The organism is Thermoanaerobacterium calidifontis, from assembly GCF_055381745.1.
Window position 1 is genome coordinate 1,833,375 of sequence record NZ_AP042436.1, and the last position, 15,955, is coordinate 1,849,329.

General features: G+C 33.2%; 17 protein-coding genes. 3 read left to right on the forward strand and 14 right to left on the reverse strand.

Annotated features, from left to right (window positions below; translation table 11 throughout):
* Positions 1 to 64: 64 nt before the first annotated feature.
* The gene (locus tag ACZ42G_RS09590) at positions 65 to 973 is read right to left on the reverse strand and encodes a DMT family transporter (protein WP_464850239.1); all 909 of its coding nucleotides are present in this window, start codon (positions 971 to 973) and stop codon (positions 65 to 67) included.
* A 201-nt stretch (positions 974 to 1,174) separates the two neighbouring features.
* On the opposite strand from ACZ42G_RS09590, the gene ACZ42G_RS09595 reads away from it, so the two are divergent.
* Positions 1,175 to 1,663, forward strand: coding sequence for a ferritin-like domain-containing protein (locus tag ACZ42G_RS09595; RefSeq protein WP_464850241.1), 489 nt, complete (start codon positions 1,175 to 1,177; stop codon positions 1,661 to 1,663).
* A 39-nt stretch (positions 1,664 to 1,702) separates the two neighbouring features.
* On the opposite strand, the gene ACZ42G_RS09600 is transcribed toward ACZ42G_RS09595, so the two are convergent.
* The 9 genes from ACZ42G_RS09600 to ACZ42G_RS09640 all read right to left on the reverse strand — a co-directional run bounded on the left by ACZ42G_RS09600 (position 1,703) and on the right by ACZ42G_RS09640 (position 11,129).
* A complete protein-coding gene (locus ACZ42G_RS09600) occupies positions 1,703 to 3,499 on the reverse strand; it encodes a carbon starvation CstA family protein (RefSeq protein ID WP_085113304.1) in 1,797 nt (598 codons plus the stop codon).
* A gap of 138 nt (positions 3,500 to 3,637) precedes the next feature.
* On the reverse strand, positions 3,638 to 4,405 hold the full coding sequence (locus tag ACZ42G_RS09605; RefSeq protein ID WP_085113305.1) for a LytR/AlgR family response regulator transcription factor: 768 nt from the start codon (positions 4,403 to 4,405) through the stop codon (positions 3,638 to 3,640).
* Entirely contained in the window at positions 4,374 to 6,071 is a 1,698-nt protein-coding gene (locus tag ACZ42G_RS09610; protein WP_464850243.1) for a LytS/YhcK type 5TM receptor domain-containing protein, read from the reverse strand. Before ACZ42G_RS09610 ends, ACZ42G_RS09605 begins: the two co-directional genes overlap by 32 nt.
* A 31-nt stretch (positions 6,072 to 6,102) precedes the next feature.
* Positions 6,103 to 6,663: a Uma2 family endonuclease gene (locus ACZ42G_RS09615; protein WP_274893013.1), complete on the reverse strand. Its 561-nt coding sequence runs from the start codon at positions 6,661 to 6,663 to the stop codon at positions 6,103 to 6,105.
* 70 nt (positions 6,664 to 6,733) lie between these two features.
* Positions 6,734 to 7,531 (reverse strand): TRM11 family SAM-dependent methyltransferase, encoded by a 798-nt coding sequence (locus ACZ42G_RS09620; RefSeq protein ID WP_085113308.1) that lies wholly within the window; start codon positions 7,529 to 7,531, stop codon positions 6,734 to 6,736.
* Entirely contained in the window at positions 7,519 to 8,442 is a 924-nt protein-coding gene (locus ACZ42G_RS09625) for a type II restriction endonuclease (RefSeq protein WP_274893014.1), read from the reverse strand. Before ACZ42G_RS09625 ends, ACZ42G_RS09620 begins: the two co-directional genes overlap by 13 nt.
* A gap of 26 nt (positions 8,443 to 8,468) precedes the next feature.
* On the reverse strand, positions 8,469 to 9,431 hold the full coding sequence (locus ACZ42G_RS09630; RefSeq protein ID WP_274893015.1) for a DNA adenine methylase: 963 nt from the start codon (positions 9,429 to 9,431) through the stop codon (positions 8,469 to 8,471).
* Between the two features lie 84 nt (positions 9,432 to 9,515).
* A complete protein-coding gene (locus ACZ42G_RS09635) occupies positions 9,516 to 10,490 on the reverse strand; it encodes a hypothetical protein (protein WP_464850246.1) in 975 nt (324 codons plus the stop codon).
* A gap of 72 nt (positions 10,491 to 10,562) precedes the next feature.
* Positions 10,563 to 11,129 (reverse strand): GNAT family N-acetyltransferase, encoded by a 567-nt coding sequence (locus ACZ42G_RS09640; RefSeq protein WP_464850248.1) that lies wholly within the window; start codon positions 11,127 to 11,129, stop codon positions 10,563 to 10,565.
* A gap of 147 nt (positions 11,130 to 11,276) precedes the next feature.
* On the opposite strand from ACZ42G_RS09640, the gene ACZ42G_RS09645 reads away from it, so the two are divergent.
* Both ACZ42G_RS09645 and ACZ42G_RS09650 read left to right on the forward strand, forming a co-directional pair.
* Positions 11,277 to 12,350: a GerAB/ArcD/ProY family transporter gene (locus tag ACZ42G_RS09645; protein ID WP_464850250.1), complete on the forward strand. Its 1,074-nt coding sequence runs from the start codon at positions 11,277 to 11,279 to the stop codon at positions 12,348 to 12,350.
* 62 nt (positions 12,351 to 12,412) lie between these two features.
* Positions 12,413 to 13,255: an aldo/keto reductase gene (locus tag ACZ42G_RS09650; RefSeq protein WP_464850252.1), complete on the forward strand. Its 843-nt coding sequence runs from the start codon at positions 12,413 to 12,415 to the stop codon at positions 13,253 to 13,255.
* 154 nt (positions 13,256 to 13,409) lie between these two features.
* On the opposite strand, the gene ACZ42G_RS09655 is transcribed toward ACZ42G_RS09650, so the two are convergent.
* From ACZ42G_RS09655 to ACZ42G_RS09670, 4 genes are all read right to left on the reverse strand, one after another.
* Positions 13,410 to 13,697, reverse strand: a complete 288-nt coding sequence (locus ACZ42G_RS09655; RefSeq protein WP_464850254.1) for a hypothetical protein — start codon at positions 13,695 to 13,697, stop codon at positions 13,410 to 13,412.
* Positions 13,698 to 13,861: 164 nt separating this feature from the next.
* The gene (locus ACZ42G_RS09660) at positions 13,862 to 14,383 is read right to left on the reverse strand and encodes a YjbQ family protein (RefSeq protein ID WP_464850255.1); all 522 of its coding nucleotides are present in this window, start codon (positions 14,381 to 14,383) and stop codon (positions 13,862 to 13,864) included.
* Between the two features lie 16 nt (positions 14,384 to 14,399).
* On the reverse strand, positions 14,400 to 15,089 hold the full coding sequence (locus ACZ42G_RS09665) for a triose-phosphate isomerase (RefSeq protein ID WP_464850257.1): 690 nt from the start codon (positions 15,087 to 15,089) through the stop codon (positions 14,400 to 14,402).
* Between the two features lie 12 nt (positions 15,090 to 15,101).
* Positions 15,102 to 15,953, reverse strand: coding sequence for a class II fructose-bisphosphate aldolase (locus tag ACZ42G_RS09670; RefSeq protein WP_464850259.1), 852 nt, complete (start codon positions 15,951 to 15,953; stop codon positions 15,102 to 15,104).
* Between the last annotated feature and the right edge of the window lie 2 nt (positions 15,954 to 15,955).

Sequence of the window (15,955 nt, forward strand, 5' to 3'; positions counted from 1 at the left end):
TTTACTTTATTATTTTATTGTAAAATTCCATTATTCATACTGATCGCAAATACGAAATAACATTTTAATTCGTTATCTCTTCATCTGCATTTTTATTGCTAAATACAGTTATATTGTCTTTTTGCACAATCAATATACCTATAAGTATTACGATTGTGCCGATTACAAGCTGGATTGTGATCTTTTCCGATAAAAATATTGCCGCAATTATGCTAGCCAATATTGGCTTTGCAAAGAAAACCATAGATCCTATGCCAGTATTTACACTAGATAAACCTAAGAAATAAGTGTAATATGCAATGCCTGTAACAAATACCGTTAAATACAACATCTGGGGAATAGCTTTTAGTGACAAACTGAAAATAGGATATTTGTTGTACAAAAGCAAAGGGATAAGAAGCAAACTTCCTATTATGAAGGAAAATGAATTCATTACGACGCTGTCGTACTTAACAGTAAACTTCTTACCTAATACTGTGTATACACCATACATGATTGACGATAAAACGAGAAATATAATTCCAGTAATATTGTTTCCGCCAGAAATCAACTGCTTATAAAATACTATAACTAAACCTATTACACCAAATATCAAACCATAAATCTTGGTACGATTTAATTCTTCGTTTAACAGAATTGAAGCAGTGATCATTACAAAAAGAGGATTTGAACTAAATATTACAGCAGAAAGGCTGGCGGATGTCATGTTTATCCCTATCTGCAAAAATGACATGCTAAACACCACATTAGTAAGCCCTATCAACACTAATAACCAAAAATCTTTAAATGTGATACGTAAATTTTTGCTTTTAATATTTTTTATGGCAATAGGCAGCAATATGAGTCCGCCTATAAAAAACCTGATGAAATTTATCTGAAGTGGATTTACAATGCCTGTCAGTGTTCTTCCTACCACCTCGTAAGTGCTGAAAAAAAGCACAGTTATGATAAGGTAAATATAACCTCTATTCAATCTTGACACCTTCTTATGTAAATTTTACAACATCATATTTATTATATACCCTGTGTCAAGATTGTCGTTAGGATTCAAAATTTATCTTTCATAAGATATAAAAAACTCAAATATTTTCATTTTCCTCTTTGATTAATTAGCAAATAATGTTATAATATTATTAGAAGAAAATTATTATTTATTGATAATGGAGATGATTATATGAATCCTTTAGAGTATGCAATCAAAATGGAACTGGATGGTGCACAGTACTACAATAATCAAGCTGAATTGAATAAAGACAATGAACTTTACAATGTATTTAAAGAGATGGCAAAAGATGAAATGACACATGCAGAAATACTAAAAAACAAAATGAACGAAATTACATTTGAATTAAAAGATAATAGGAATTTAGAAAGGGCTAAAAATATATTTTTCAGCGCAAAAGATTTTAAAAATAACATTAAAGATATACCGGGACAGATTGAAGGATACTGGCTAATTTTAGATAAAGAAAAAGAAAGCATAGATCTCTATAAAAAGTTTTTAAATGACACCAATGATGTAAAAGAAAGTGAAATCTTCAAATACCTTATAAAGCAGGAAGAAGAGCATTATAGTATAATCGAAGACATAATAACATTGTTAAATCATTCTTATGAATGGGTCGAATCCGCCGAATTTGGTATAAGAAAAGAAGAATATTAATACATAAGGACAGGCTTTCACCTGTCCTTTTTATCGCTTTTAATTAGATGTTTCTAAATTTGCAGCCACATCTTGAGAATGCATTTCCCTGTATATCTTAATCCACTTTACCACACAATCGATGCTTATAGCTACAGCTAATAGCAAAATTATTATCGAAAAAACTATTAAAACTGTATTGCCTGATGGCAGGTAGTTTGTCACAATATTTAGATATGCTGCCGTAACTGTCGTAACTATCATGAATGCAAATGGCACTGCTGTTATGGCAACATACTTTGCCTTCCCTCTCTTTAAAAGCATCGTCGTCCCGATTGCTAATGCAATTGATGCCAAAAGCTGATTCGATGTACCAAATAAAGGCCATATGGTAGATATACTGCCATTGTACACCAAATAACCCCACGCAGATGTAAATACAACGCTTGTGATTATGATACCTGGCCACCAATTCTTATTTTTTAATGGCTTGTAGATATATCCACCAGCTTCTTGCAAAACGTACCTTCCGATTCTTGTACCTGCATCGACTGTCGTCAGTATAAACAATGCTTCAAATAGTATTGAGAAATGATACAAATATGACATTAATTCTTTAAAACCTGGTATCGATGAGAAAATGTAAGACATACCTACGCCTAAAGTAACTGCACCACCAGTCCTTCCTGCCAAAGTTTCTCCCACAGCTTTTGAAAGTGCAGGAAGATCAACAGTATTCATTCCGAGATGGGCAAAGATTTGTGGCGGTACATTTATTGCAAAATAATCACCAGGATGCAAGCTGGTAGCAGCAATAAGCGCCATTATAGATACAAACCCTTCTACAAGCATCGCCCCATATCCTATAGGCAAAATGTCTTTTTCACTTTTAATCATCTTAGGCGTTGTACCTGTAGCTATGAGAGAATGGAATCCTGACAGTGCACCACATGCAATAGTTATAAACACATAAGGCCATACTTTACCGGGTATTATAGGTCCACCACCATGAATGAATTTCGTGGTTAAAGGCATTCTTATCAATGGGTTTACAAATATAACTCCCACAGCTAACAATGTTATAACGCCGATCTTCATATAAGTGCTAAGATAATCCCTTGGTGTCAAAAGCAGCCATACTGGCAAAACTGCAGCCACAAGTCCGTATATAGCTATGATAATCGTCATCTGGTGTTGATTGAATGTAAGATATGGTGCCAATGCTGAATGCTGGATTGCAGGACCGGATACAACTGACAGTATCATTAGCGCCACACCGATTATGGTAGCTTCAGACACTTTATTAGGTCTTATCCATCTCATGTAGATAGCCATAAATAATGCGATAGGTATTGTAGCACCTACGGTAAAAGTTCCCCATGAGCTATTAAAAAGAGAATTCACGACAACGATTGCAAGTCCTGCGACGGTAATAAGCAAAATAAATATCACAGCCATCGTTGCAGCAAACCCTGAAAATTTGCCAACTTCCGCTCTTGCAATTTCTGCCAGTGATTTACCTTCATGACGTACAGATGCAAACAAAATGACCATGTCATGCACTGCGCCTGCCAAAACTGCGCCTATCAATATCCAAAGTGCTCCAGGCAAGTAACCAAATTGTGCAGCAAGAACCGGGCCTACCAATGGACCTGCCCCTGCTATAGCTGCAAAATGATGTCCAAAAAGCACCCATTTATTTGTAGGTACATAGTCGTAACCATTTTCCAACTCATAAGCAGGGGTCTTTTTCGTCTCGTCCAAAACTAAAACTTTTGATGCTATAAATGCGCCGTAAAAACGGTATGCTAATGCAAATATACATGCAGCAGCAATGACTAATACAATAGCACTCATAAATTAAGACCTCCTTATATTTTTGATTCTATAAGGAGTATAAAATAAAGGTAAATAAAATTCATCGATTATTCCATGAAAGTAAACGATAAAGGGATAAAAAGAAATATACGTTATCAAAAAGAAATGTTTACATTTCTAATTTCTGCTAAGGCCTAATATCGCTTTAAGTTCCTTTATCTTATTTTTGCCGACAGAAATTTTAGTTTTTTTATCGTCATTCATTGTAAGCCAATAAGTCCCTTTAAACCATGGAAGTATCTCTGCAACGTTATTCAAATTAACTATGAAGCTTTTTTGCACCCTTAAGAATAATGGCTCTTTAAGTCGGCTCTCTAAATTCTTCATGGTATCGTTGTATTCAAATATGTCGTTTTTGGTTTTTATTAAGACTTTACCTTCCATCGCTTCTGCATACACGATTTCATCAAAATCTATAAGCCTTATCCTGCCAAACTTCTCAACAGGCAACTTATTAAATTGCTTTTCAAAGAATTTCGCCTCGTTGTCTATATAGTTTTTCCATTGATCCGGTTTATCTATCATCCCGGCTATTTTATTGATGGTTTTACTTAATCTGCATGGATTTATGGGTTTTAAAAGATAGTCAACAGCACCAATCTCAAATGCATCTACCGCATAGCTATCGTACGCTGTGACAAATATGACTAATGGCACCTTCTCAAGTGATGATATATTGCTTGCAACATTGATGCCATTTATCTTTGGTATGTCTATATCTAAAAAGACCACATCAGGTTTTAAACTTATAATCTTTTCAAACGCCTCTGTACCGTTTGTAGCTGTCCCTACGACTTCTAAAGTATTCTTATAATCCTCTAAAAGATGTTTTAATCCTTCTATTGCAGGAATTTCATCGTCCACTATTAGAGACCTTAAAACCACCAGAAAATTCCTCCTTTTTCCCATCGTAAAACTTTGGAAAGTCAAATGAAACTTTTGTACCGTATCCTTTTTTGCTATCTATCTTAAAGAAAGCACCTTTATATATGCTTTTAACTCTTTCATACACATTGTGAAGGCCTATACCTGCATTGTTTCCCGACTCACCGTTTAAAATCTTTAAACGCATCTGATTATCCATTCCCTCTCCGTCGTCTTCCACAGAAAACCTGATAAAATCCTTGTTGTTTTTGGCCCTTATTATTACTGTGCCACCATTGTCTTTTGGAAGAATGCCGTGTTTCACAGCATTTTCCACAATAGGCTGTATCAACAAAGCAGGGATGTACATGTTTAGAATATCGCCATCAATATCCTTGACCACATTTATCTTTTCGCCAAAGCGAGCTTTTTCTATAAACAAATAGTCATCGATATTTTCGATTTCCTTGCCTACAGTTATCCATTTCCCCGCATGTCTTAGATTGTTTCTTAAATATTCGCTTAATGTGATAAGAAGCCTACTAGCGCCATCGGGATTGTACTGTATAAATGAAATGACAGTATTAAGCGCATTAAACAGGAAATGAGGATTTATCTGTGATTGCAGTGCATTAAACTTCATTTCGTCGGCAATCCTTTTCTGGTTTTCTGCATCAGCGATTTCAAGCTGATTCGAAATCAAATTGCTTAATCCTTTTGCGACTTCTATATCTGTACTGTTTACAAACTTATTCTTGCGAAAAATTTTAAGTGTGCCAACTAATTCATCATAACAGTATAGAGGTGCTGTCACAGACGATAAAAGGCACAAACCTTTTTTGCTGTTTTCCACATAGACCTTTTTAAACCTAAATGCATTCACTTCAGACTTTTTAAATAGATGACAATTTTCATCTGCTTCATCTAATCCTACAGATGCCAAAATCGTCTTCATATCTGTTATGGCGACAGCATCTGCATCAATCGCCTCATGTATGATCTCGGAAACAATTTTTGCCGTATCACTATTTAACCCATTTCTAATATACGGTATTGTTTTAGACGTAATATCAAGGATTATCTTGGCTTGCCTTGACTGTATCGTGTCAATCTCGTCAAATACTGATTTGATGATCAGCATAAACACGGCAATCCCAGTTGAATTGACCAATATCATAGGTATGCCAATCACCTTTACCAGCGATAGTGCACTGGCAAAAGGTCTCGATATGGCAAGGATCAATACCATCTGCAATGTTTCACCAATTATGCCTGCTAAAAACGCTATTTTCCAGTCAACCGTATTTTTATAGTATTTCTTTATGATGCCGCCTATAAGTCCTTCCGCCGTTGTCGATATTCCACACGCTAAAGCCGTAAATCCGCCTATTAAAAATCTGTGAAACCCAGCTATAAATCCAACAATAAGCCCGATAAAAGGTCCACCTAAAAGTCCTGCTATCATAGGTCCTACTACCCTCGAATTGGCAATAGCACCATTTATAGGAATGCCTACATACGTTCCTATGATGCCTATTAAGCTGAATATAGTTATCAGTATCGAAAGATCCTTATAACTTACATTATTGCTTATAACCTTTTTAAAAAAGTTTGCCTTTGACAAGATAAAAGCCAAAAGTCCTATCATGCTGAATCTTTCGGCCAACAAAATAAGCAGGTTTAACATGATTTCATCTCCAATTGCGTCTAATTAATTTTTACATCAATATGTTTTTAAAATCTATCTTTAAATCTTCAAATATGCCGACTTTAACAGTATCATCAAAGCTGTATTGATCTACCTCACTGTATTCATCATTCTGATTCATTTTAAAAACTATAATGCTTTTTTTATGTGGATTCACAATCCAGTATTCTTTTACACCAGAGCTTTGATATAAATTCACTTTTACAACGTAATCTCTTGACAAAGAAGATGGTGAGGCTATCTCTATTATCATATCCGGAGCGCCATCACATCCTTTATCATTTAACTTTTTCTCATCACATACAATAGATATATCAGGTTGTACTCTGCTTACCTTATTATTTTTATCTTTTAGCCGGACGTCAAAGGGCGCAGAATAAACTTTGCATTTTCCCCCATTTGAAGCAATATAATTATATATTAAAACTGACAATTGCATTGAAACTTCTTGATGTACCCTTAATGGTGGAGCCATCACATATATCTGTCCATCAATCAATTCAACTCTTTCATCTTCCGGCCAGTTTTCATAATCTTCTTCTGTATAATTATTTTTTATTATTTTACTCATATCTACATCACCTATTTTGATTATATCATAATCATAAATGACGTAATACAAATTTATAATGCCATTACTGCTATATGCTTCCTTGCCACATGCTATATTTTACTCTACTTAAGTCTTCTCCATCTTCAGGCTTCCTAAATACAAATAAATGCTCATGCATTATTAAATAAAAATTATATTTTTCCACCTGACTTTCCCAATATGGTGTTGATTTACAATTATGTTGTACTTTTATAATATCTTCCTTCAATATAAAGCCATTTTTTAGAAAAAGTTGCATCACATAAAAAGCCAGCGGAACATAATGGCCGCTTTTTCTTGTATCGCCTATCAATATCGCACAATACCCATTATTTTTTAAAACCCTGAAAAGCTCTAAAACACCTTTTTCCAACTCATTTAAAAACTTCTTTACTCCTGAAATGTTTGATAAATCACCATCTATATCACCGTTTGAATATTTTATAATATTTAGATATGGAGGATGCGTTACAACTAAATCAATACTGCCGTCATCGATTTTTTTAAGGTCTCTAATATCTCCTACTTCTACAGCAGGTTCAAACTTGTATTTATTTCCTTTAATATCACCAAAATCAATGTTTCGCTTTGCTATTTTCACCGCATCAGGATTGATATCAAAGCCGATACCCTTCCTATTTAGTAATTTTGCCTCTACCAAAGTAGTACCACTTCCAACCATGGGATCTAAAACAACATCGTTTTCTTTTGAATAGCGAAGTATTACATTTCTTGGAACCTGCGGTGCAAAATTTCCTCTGTATTTTCCATTATGTGTTGCCCAATCTCCTCTTTCTGGAAATGACCAAACAGTTGTTATTTCTTTTTTGAAATTTATATTTTCCATAAAATTTCCTCCAACAAACCTTTCCGAACAAAATATAGATTTAATAGGTAATTAACTCGTTCAAAACCTTTATGCAATTGATTTTTTTGACCTCTCCAGCCAACCCCATCAGTTATCCAGATGAATTCAAAGCCATTTTCTTTCAGCTCATTTTGCCTTTCTATATATGAATCAACTATTTCTTGAGGTTTTGAGCCTGTCCCTGAATAAAAATTGACTTCTACATTTATAACTTTATTTCCATCTTTTATTATGATAAAATCAGCTTTTCTGTTCTTAATTGAAGAATTTACACGTATATTATAATTATTTTCTAAGTACTGAAACTTTTTTTGAAACAATATATCAAAAGAACTTTTTCCTTTAGATGCTATTTTTTCAATCATCGGCTTTAACATCAATTCCATAGCATCTCCACTTCTATTCTTACGTGCATTGGTATCCATGCCAACTTCGACACCTAAGACGTAATCTTGTACACTTCTTGAAGATAATTCAAGGAAAAATCTCTTTAAACCAGTTTTTTCAAAGAACTCAACAATATTTTCAATATCTTTATTTGTTAACGTCTTTTTATTAAAATCATAATGAACTATGTTAAAACGTTCATCATTAAAATCATCAATAACTGTCAGCTTTTGTTCTCGTATTGCTAATAAAATCGGGATAGTAGAAATGACTTGAGGATAACTTAACAAAATTCTCCTTAAATCGTCATCAAATTGTTTATTTCCAATCAATGTGTTTAGAATATTAAATTCAATCTTATACTTATCAACGTGTCTTTTTACTTTCTCCCAATCCACAAAAAATTTGTAGTTTCTATTTGTATCAACTAATGTATTGTGAAATTCTTCTATGACTTCTTCTAAATTTTCCATTCTTAAAAAATCAAAATAGATTGAATCCATACTATGCCCCCTCATTTAATTCCAGTTTATCTATAATTTCTAATTATAAGTTCATTAATTGGCCCCCGCCCATTACCTTTGCTATTAATGTATCTTTTTGCGCTGACTCTCTCTATAATAAATTCTTCATACAATTTATCAAAAAAATCATCATCTTTATCAATGTTTTTAGGATCTGAATTGCTTAATATTAAATAAGCTCCTTTTTTATCCATCTCTTTAAAGTACTCAGACAACCTAACTTGATCGCCATCATCAAATCCCAATTCATTGTATGATGTAAAATTAGAAGTCGAACTTAGTGGGCGATATGGCGGATCGAGGTATACAAGGCTGCTTTTCTTTATAAACTTTTTCGATTCTTCAAAATCTGCACATATAATCTCCGTATTTATTAATGCTTTATTAACCTCATATAAATTTTCTTTATCACAGATTTTAGGTTTACTATATTTGCCAAATGGTACATTAAAATCTCCATTTTTGTTTAATCTATATAAACCATTAAAACATGTCTTGTTTAAAAAAATCAAGTAAGAAGCTCTTTTTATCCAGTCAGAATTATACATAAAATAATTAAATGTATCTTTTTGAGTGTTATACTCTTCTCTAACATTGTAATAAAATTCTTTTCTTTCCTCATCTGATAATTTTAAATATCTACTTTCGATATCTTCTAATTCGAATATTAAATCTTCTACATTATTTTGTATGGCTTTATATCCTACAATTAACTCTTTATTCGAATCTATCAAAAAAGTTTCTTTTACGTTATAATTATTTTTTAAAAAAAAGAAAAAGGCTCCTCCACCTACAAAAGGTTCAATATAACTTTCTATCTCGTGTTTCTGCATTATTTGTAATGGCAATCTGCTATTTAGCTCATTTAAAAGTTGAGTTTTGCCTCCAGCCCATTTTAAAAAAGGTTTTGCGCTAATTTTTGAATATTTTTTATCTTCAAAACCATTTATCAAAACTTGTTCATTCATTGTAAAATCCCATCCAATCGTTCATTCTTCATGTCTTCTATATTATATCATAAATCATTTTGTATAAACAATTTCAGCATCCACCTACGTAAAAGATGGAAATACGTGGTCATCGCTGGCTCTACCAGTCAAAAGGTATCTCTCAAGTTCTTCGATATTGTACTTTCTCTGTGGATATGAGTTGAAGTAGTTTCGCGGTACTTCATAATCACGTTTCGGCTGTTGTGCGCTTTCTATTTGTGAAAACAGTTCTTTTTCTTTAACGTAGTTTTCCGCCACTTTCTCTAAAAATTTTGCTGGATACTTTATTTCTTTTCCTTTCATCCTAGAAAGGCAGATCTTCACATCGTCGTCACTAAGATCGTATTTGCTTTTAATGGTATTTATCAAGGCGTTCGGTACTGACGTATCGCCTTTAAGCTTAACATTTTTTGATGTGCTTTGCTTCTCGTCTTCAAATTTTTTTGCTGCAGATAAATCCTCATGATTGATAGATCGATCTATCATATCATTTTTATCAATCGATTTATCTGATTGATATGATTGATATATATTATTATTCATAGTATATATGTCATCGTTTTTTGAAACTGGTGGATTTTTAAGGGTTTCAGAAAATGGCAGTGCATCTTTGGCTTTTTTTAATTGTGATGCGGTTTCATTTTCTGAAATCCTTTCTACATTAAGTGATTTAAGCCAATTCTCGTATGATAAATATTCGCAAGTCTCTTTGTCATAAGCATATGTAACGTTTTTATCATATTTATTTTTTGAAATCATGTAATACTTTTTTATCCTGCCTAAGTCTGTATTATCAATAAAGCATACAATAAGCTTTTTGTCGATTAATTTTTTGATCGTCTCCGAAATCGCACCGGCTGATAAACCTGTACCGTTGTCTAACCTCTTTCTACCATCATCAAGCTTTCCATTTTGAAATTCATCTGTCGTTACGTGTACTGGAAATTTATCAGCGTACTTTAGCAGAAACAGCAAAAGTTTTATCTCACTTCCAGAAAGACTATCTAAATTTTCGTATATGTAATCTATCCCTAACATCTATATCCTCTCCCTATATTTTTTTGGTTTCACTTATAATATAGGGAAAGTTCAAAAATCTTATATGCGCTTTTAAAGATTTTTTCCGCTAACGATTTTTTTGATATAGGCTGATTCATATTCGTCTTCCAATATGTCCATGATTATCTCGTCATATCTTTCTCCTGCTATTCTTTTCGCTTCTCTTATCCTACCTGCCTCTTTGAAGCCAACTTTTTTGTAGCAAGATATAGCCGGTTTGTTGTAGGAGTAAACTCTTAAATAAATATTGTGCATATTGAGGATATTGAATCCAAAATCAAGTGCCAATTTAAGTGCATCTTGGCCATAGCCTTTACTCCAAAATTCTTTATTCCCTATAAATAATCCTACTTCAGCAACTCTATTTATATAATCTATTTTAGGAAATCCGATATTGCCTATAAGCTCATCTCGCTTAATATCTACTATGGCAAAATTGTAATCTTTAGAAAGACTTTCTACAAGTTCTTTTTCTCTTTCTTTAGTAACAATTTGTGATGCAAAAAGCATTCCTGCAGCAACTTCCATATCGTTAACCCACTCTACATATTTTTCATAGTCGTCCACATTCATTGGTGATAGATAACATTTTTCCCCTACTAATTTTTTGTAATACAATTTCATCTCACCTCACACTAAATATTAATAAAATTTTATTCTTATAGGTTAAGCATGTCAATAAATTTACTTTCATCAATCTCGTATAAATTATTCTTAAGATTTAAAACTAATAATGACACTTGTATGAATGTGGGGATGTAGTATATGAAAAGCGTCACGATTAAAGAACTTTTTTCTGCCATGTTTTTGTTTGAGATAGGAAACACTATTTTATTTGCACATGGAATATCAGCAAAGCAAGATTCATGGATAGCGGTTTTATTGGCAATGATTTCGGCCCTGCCGCTTTTGTATTTGTACATTTTTTTGTACAGCACATACAATGTCAATCTAACTGAGATATTAAAAATAAGCTTTGGAAAGATCATTGGAAAAATGATATCAATAATCTACATGTTTTACTTTTTTTATATGGCAGCTCGCGTCACGAGGGATTATTTAGAGCTAAGCACAAGCAGCATATTTCCTTTAGCCCCTATTAAAATTATTGCCGTTTTCTTGATGATTGTAACTGCGTACTTTTTGTTGTTCGACATAAGCGTAACTTTGAAAGTAGCCAGTATGTTGCTGCCTTTTTTTCTATCCTTAATATCAGTAGTTTTTATCCTTGCTTACACCATACCAGGTTATAGCTTTAGCAAAATCTTCCCTGTATTTTCAGGTGGAATAATGCCAGTATTAAAAGCAGCATACCCCCGTATACTTACTTTTCCTTTTGGAGAAATGTTCGTCTTTATGATGATATTTCCAGAAATAAAATGCAGCAAAGATTTATTCAAATATTCTTCTCTCGTTTATTTGATTACTGGAATTTTACTTGCATTCAATGATATAAACATAATATCTGCAATAGGCGTCAAAGAAGCATCCAGAGTAAATTTCCCTTTTTACACCGTAACTCGGCTTATTGCCTTAGGATTTTTTAGAAATTTGGATTCTTTATACATAGCCCTTATGATAATAGGCAATTTAATCAAGATAATCATTTTTACCTTTGCTGGTTTGAAAGTTTGCCAGTCCGTTTTCGACATAAAAGAATATAAATTTTTGATAATCCCCACTGCTGCAATTGTCTATGCCTTATCGATTGTCACAGCAGAGTCTTATTTTATTCAAGTGTCTGTAGAGCTTCCTATACTGGCCCTTTACGTCCACATTCCTCTGCAACTGATAATACCGCTTATATTATTAATAGTGTATTTTCTCAAGAAGGCATAAATTTCATTTATAACTTGATTTTGCTATTTTCGTGTTATATCATAACTTTAGGGGTGGTGTAAATGATTAAAAGAGTGTTAGGAAATACTGGCGAAGAACTTTCGATCATAGGATTTGGGGGTATACTGGTCATGAATATGGAACAAAACAAAGCCAATGATTTAGTTGCATACGCTTATGACAAGGGAATAAACTACTTCGACGTATCCCCCAGTTATGGCGATGCAGAAATAAAACTTGGCAATGCATTGGTTGGAAAAAGAGATAAAGTGTTTTTAGCTTGTAAAACCGACGGCCGCACAGAAGAAAGTGCTTTAAAGGAAATGACTGAATCCTTTAAAAGGCTTAAAACTGATTATTTTGACCTCTATCAATTACATGAAATGAAGACAGAAGATGACTACAATAAAGCTATAAGCTCTGGAGGAGTTTTAGAGCTTTTAGACAAGGCTAAAAAAGATGGAAAGATAAGATATACAGGATTTTCTGCCCATTCTGTCCAAATTGCTTTAAAGCTTATGGATGCCTTTGATTTTGATGCAATATTGTTTCCTGTGAATTTTGTAAATTATTTTAATGGCAATTTTGGGCCTCAAGTTATTGAAAAAGCAGTTTCAAAAAATATAGGCAGGCTTGCCATAAAGGCAATGGCATTTACGACAAAACCTCCATATGATACATCGCATCCAAAAACATGGTACATGCCAATCGAAGATAAAGAAATAGCAAAAATGGCACTAAGATTTACATTATCTCAACCAATAACTGCTGCTATACCTCCTGGTGATGAATCATATTTCCCATTAGCATTAGAAGTAGCAGAAAACTATAAAGAAATCACAGAGGATGAAATAAATCATCTAAAGGAAATATCCAAAGGCGTGACACCTATATTCCATGCATAAAAACAAAACCTCCAACCGCTTCTAATGTAAAGAGGTGGTTGGAGGTATATTCTAAATTATGTGGAGGAATATATTAATGAATGCAGCAATGATAATAAGGGATTGAGGAAATCCAATAAAAAAACGGCTATCACAGCCGCAATCAATACTTTCTTTAATTCTTTTTATTTATAAAATCGCTTGGAGATTTTAGGATTTTAATAGGTATTGAAAATAAAAATTTATTTAATTCGCTTATCAATTCTTCTGTTATTTTGAAAGATTTCTCTAATAACCCAATGTTTTTATTTCTTGATATAAAGTCATCTTTCAGCTCTATCTCAGTCTTGCAAGCTTGACATCTTATTCTAATTATTTTTTCATCACCATTGTAGTAAATCACGTGGTTAGTATTTTTATCGCAGTGTAAGCAAAACAGGTCGGCTTCCATATACTTTATCATATAAACACCTCTTGTAAACTATTCTTGATTTGATGAAAAACATTTAATATTAAATTATAGCTCAAAACTCCACCGCATTTGCTTAATAAAGTGGAGTTTTGCATATTCCTCATACAAAGTATTTTTTGTTTCCTAATGCAGTCTTTAGCATTAAAATTTAAAAATCATTCTCCCAGAACAATTATCTTACATTTACGAATGCGGGGTCGCGTACGATCAAAATCTACAAAATAAATATAACCTGTTGGTCCTACCCCTAACTTCCCATTATCAACTTCAAATATCTCACTAGAACCAATCAATGTCGCTTTTAAATGCGCATCACAATTTAAAAGTGCTGAGCGATCACCATTTGGAAGGTATTCTTCTGCATCAGGCCATGATAATACTGCTTCATAATGTTTTTCACCGGGATAGTTGTATTGTCCTGCTTCAACTTGATCTGGAATGATCTTTTTAAGGACATTGTTTAAATCAGCTTGAAGATATTCATCACCATTTTCAGTATAATCGTGAACAAATTCTTCAAAGAACACAGAACAAGTGGTATGAGGAGAAATCACAGCACAAATGCCATTTTGTATCTCGCTTTTTTTGATTATTTCCTTAACAGAAGGAGTTATATTAAAAAAGCTAGGCGTTCCTCCATGAGATGTTAAATAAATTTGTTCTTTATAGATTTTCACTTTAAAGCCCCCTTCCTTATTTCAATTCGTTTTTAGCTTTTACAATAGCTTGTATCATTTCTTCTAACATTTTTACTCTATCTGGCGCATTGATTATGCCGCTTGTCGCTCCTGTCCCATCGGCACCATTTATTATCGTCTGATAAACATCTTCTCCAGAACTTATTCCTGCTGCCTGCATGACCAAGATATTATTATTTATATCTTTTATTTTCCTCGTAGTTTCTCTTATATACTCATAACCACTAGTTTTCCCTGTACCAATTAAATCAGTTGGTTCACACAATAGTATGTCAGGTTCCAACATAGCTATAGCTGTAGCCTCTTCTACTGAATCAGCACAGACAATTGTAATAAGTTCTAAATCTTTCGCTCTTTTTATTGTTTTAACTAAATCGGATAATTTCAATGGATGTTCAGCATGATTTAAGAATACTGCTTCTGCACCTGCTGACTTAATCGATTCAGGCAGTACATAGCCCATACCACGTCCAGGTAATAATGGATCCATATGCTGTGCTGTAATTTTGATGTTTTTTGTATTAGATCTAATGTAATATAAATCTGCAAATGGAGCGGTAAAAAATATATCAACATCATATTCTTCAGCAAACTTGTCTGCAGCAAGTGCTAATTGTAAACTTTCTTCACCGTAAAGATATGACTTGGGGTTTACTACAAAAAATGGTGTTCTTATTTTTCCCATGTTATCACCTCTTTATATGACATTAGCTTGTCTGTATTTGTTTGTTTCAAAAACATCATAATAATGTTTTAAGCATTCTTTCATGCCTTCTTTTTGAGCACAAATCAGTTCATAATAATCGTTGAATTGAGTGTTTTTCACTTTATCACATGCAGCAGTTACCAAATCAGTATAAATGTTTATCTTGCTTATTCCTTCAGTAGCACATCTTTTTAAATTGTCATCTCCAGAAGATGAGCCTCCATGAAGTACCAAAGGAACATCGACAGTGCTTCTAATTTCCTTTAATCTATTAAAATCTATAATCGGTTTCCCTTTATAATGTCCATGAGCTGTGCCAATAGAAATTGCCAAAGAGTCTACATCCGTAAGTTCAACGAATCTTTTTGCATCTTCAACGGTAGTATATATGCTGGCACTATTGTCATTATCTCTATAGTTTTCACTATTTCCAACATGCCCAATTTCGGCTTCTACAACTACTCCTCTTAAATGAGCGTATTCGACTATCTCTTTTGTTTTTCTAACATTGTCATCAAATGAGTCCATAGAAGCGTCTATCATTACTGAATTGAATCCATTGTCTATTGCTTTCATGATCAACTCTTTTTTTGTACCATGGTCAAAATGCAATACTGCCGGAATTTTAGTTTTTTCACCATAGTATTTACCCAAATAAAGAGCTTCATCAAATGATAAGAAATCTTCATGTGCCTCTGCATATGCCAAAATAATAGGTAAATTTAATTCTTCCGCAACCTCAATATACGCTTTTATAGAGTTCTGATCTATGAAATTTGGAGCCGGTATAGCGAAATTATATTTCCTGGCAATCTTAAACAATTCTTTTGATGATACTAACAAGA

Excerpts from the sequence above, each read along its gene's own strand:
- ACZ42G_RS09645 (WP_464850250.1), top strand. The coding sequence starts at position 11,277 with ATGAAAAGCGTCACGATTAAAGAACTTTTTTCTGCCATGTTTTTGTTT.
- ACZ42G_RS09595 (WP_464850241.1), top strand. The coding sequence starts at position 1,175 with ATGAATCCTTTAGAGTATGCAATCAAAATGGAACTGGATGGTGCACAG.
- ACZ42G_RS09630 (WP_274893015.1), bottom strand. The coding sequence starts at position 9,431 with ATGAATGAACAAGTTTTGATAAATGGTTTTGAAGATAAAAAATATTCA.
- ACZ42G_RS09625 (WP_274893014.1), bottom strand. The coding sequence starts at position 8,442 with ATGGATTCAATCTATTTTGATTTTTTAAGAATGGAAAATTTAGAAGAA.
- ACZ42G_RS09665 (WP_464850257.1), bottom strand. The coding sequence starts at position 15,089 with ATGGGAAAAATAAGAACACCATTTTTTGTAGTAAACCCCAAGTCATAT.
- ACZ42G_RS09650 (WP_464850252.1), top strand. The coding sequence starts at position 12,413 with ATGATTAAAAGAGTGTTAGGAAATACTGGCGAAGAACTTTCGATCATA.
- ACZ42G_RS09620 (WP_085113308.1), bottom strand. The coding sequence starts at position 7,531 with ATGGAAAATATAAATTTCAAAAAAGAAATAACAACTGTTTGGTCATTT.
- ACZ42G_RS09655 (WP_464850254.1), bottom strand. The coding sequence starts at position 13,697 with ATGATAAAGTATATGGAAGCCGACCTGTTTTGCTTACACTGCGATAAA.
- ACZ42G_RS09635 (WP_464850246.1), bottom strand. The coding sequence starts at position 10,490 with ATGTTAGGGATAGATTACATATACGAAAATTTAGATAGTCTTTCTGGA.
- ACZ42G_RS09615 (WP_274893013.1), bottom strand. The coding sequence starts at position 6,663 with ATGAGTAAAATAATAAAAAATAATTATACAGAAGAAGATTATGAAAAC.
- ACZ42G_RS09610 (WP_464850243.1), bottom strand. The coding sequence starts at position 6,071 with ATGTTAAACCTGCTTATTTTGTTGGCCGAAAGATTCAGCATGATAGGA.
- ACZ42G_RS09600 (WP_085113304.1), bottom strand. The coding sequence starts at position 3,499 with ATGAGTGCTATTGTATTAGTCATTGCTGCTGCATGTATATTTGCATTA.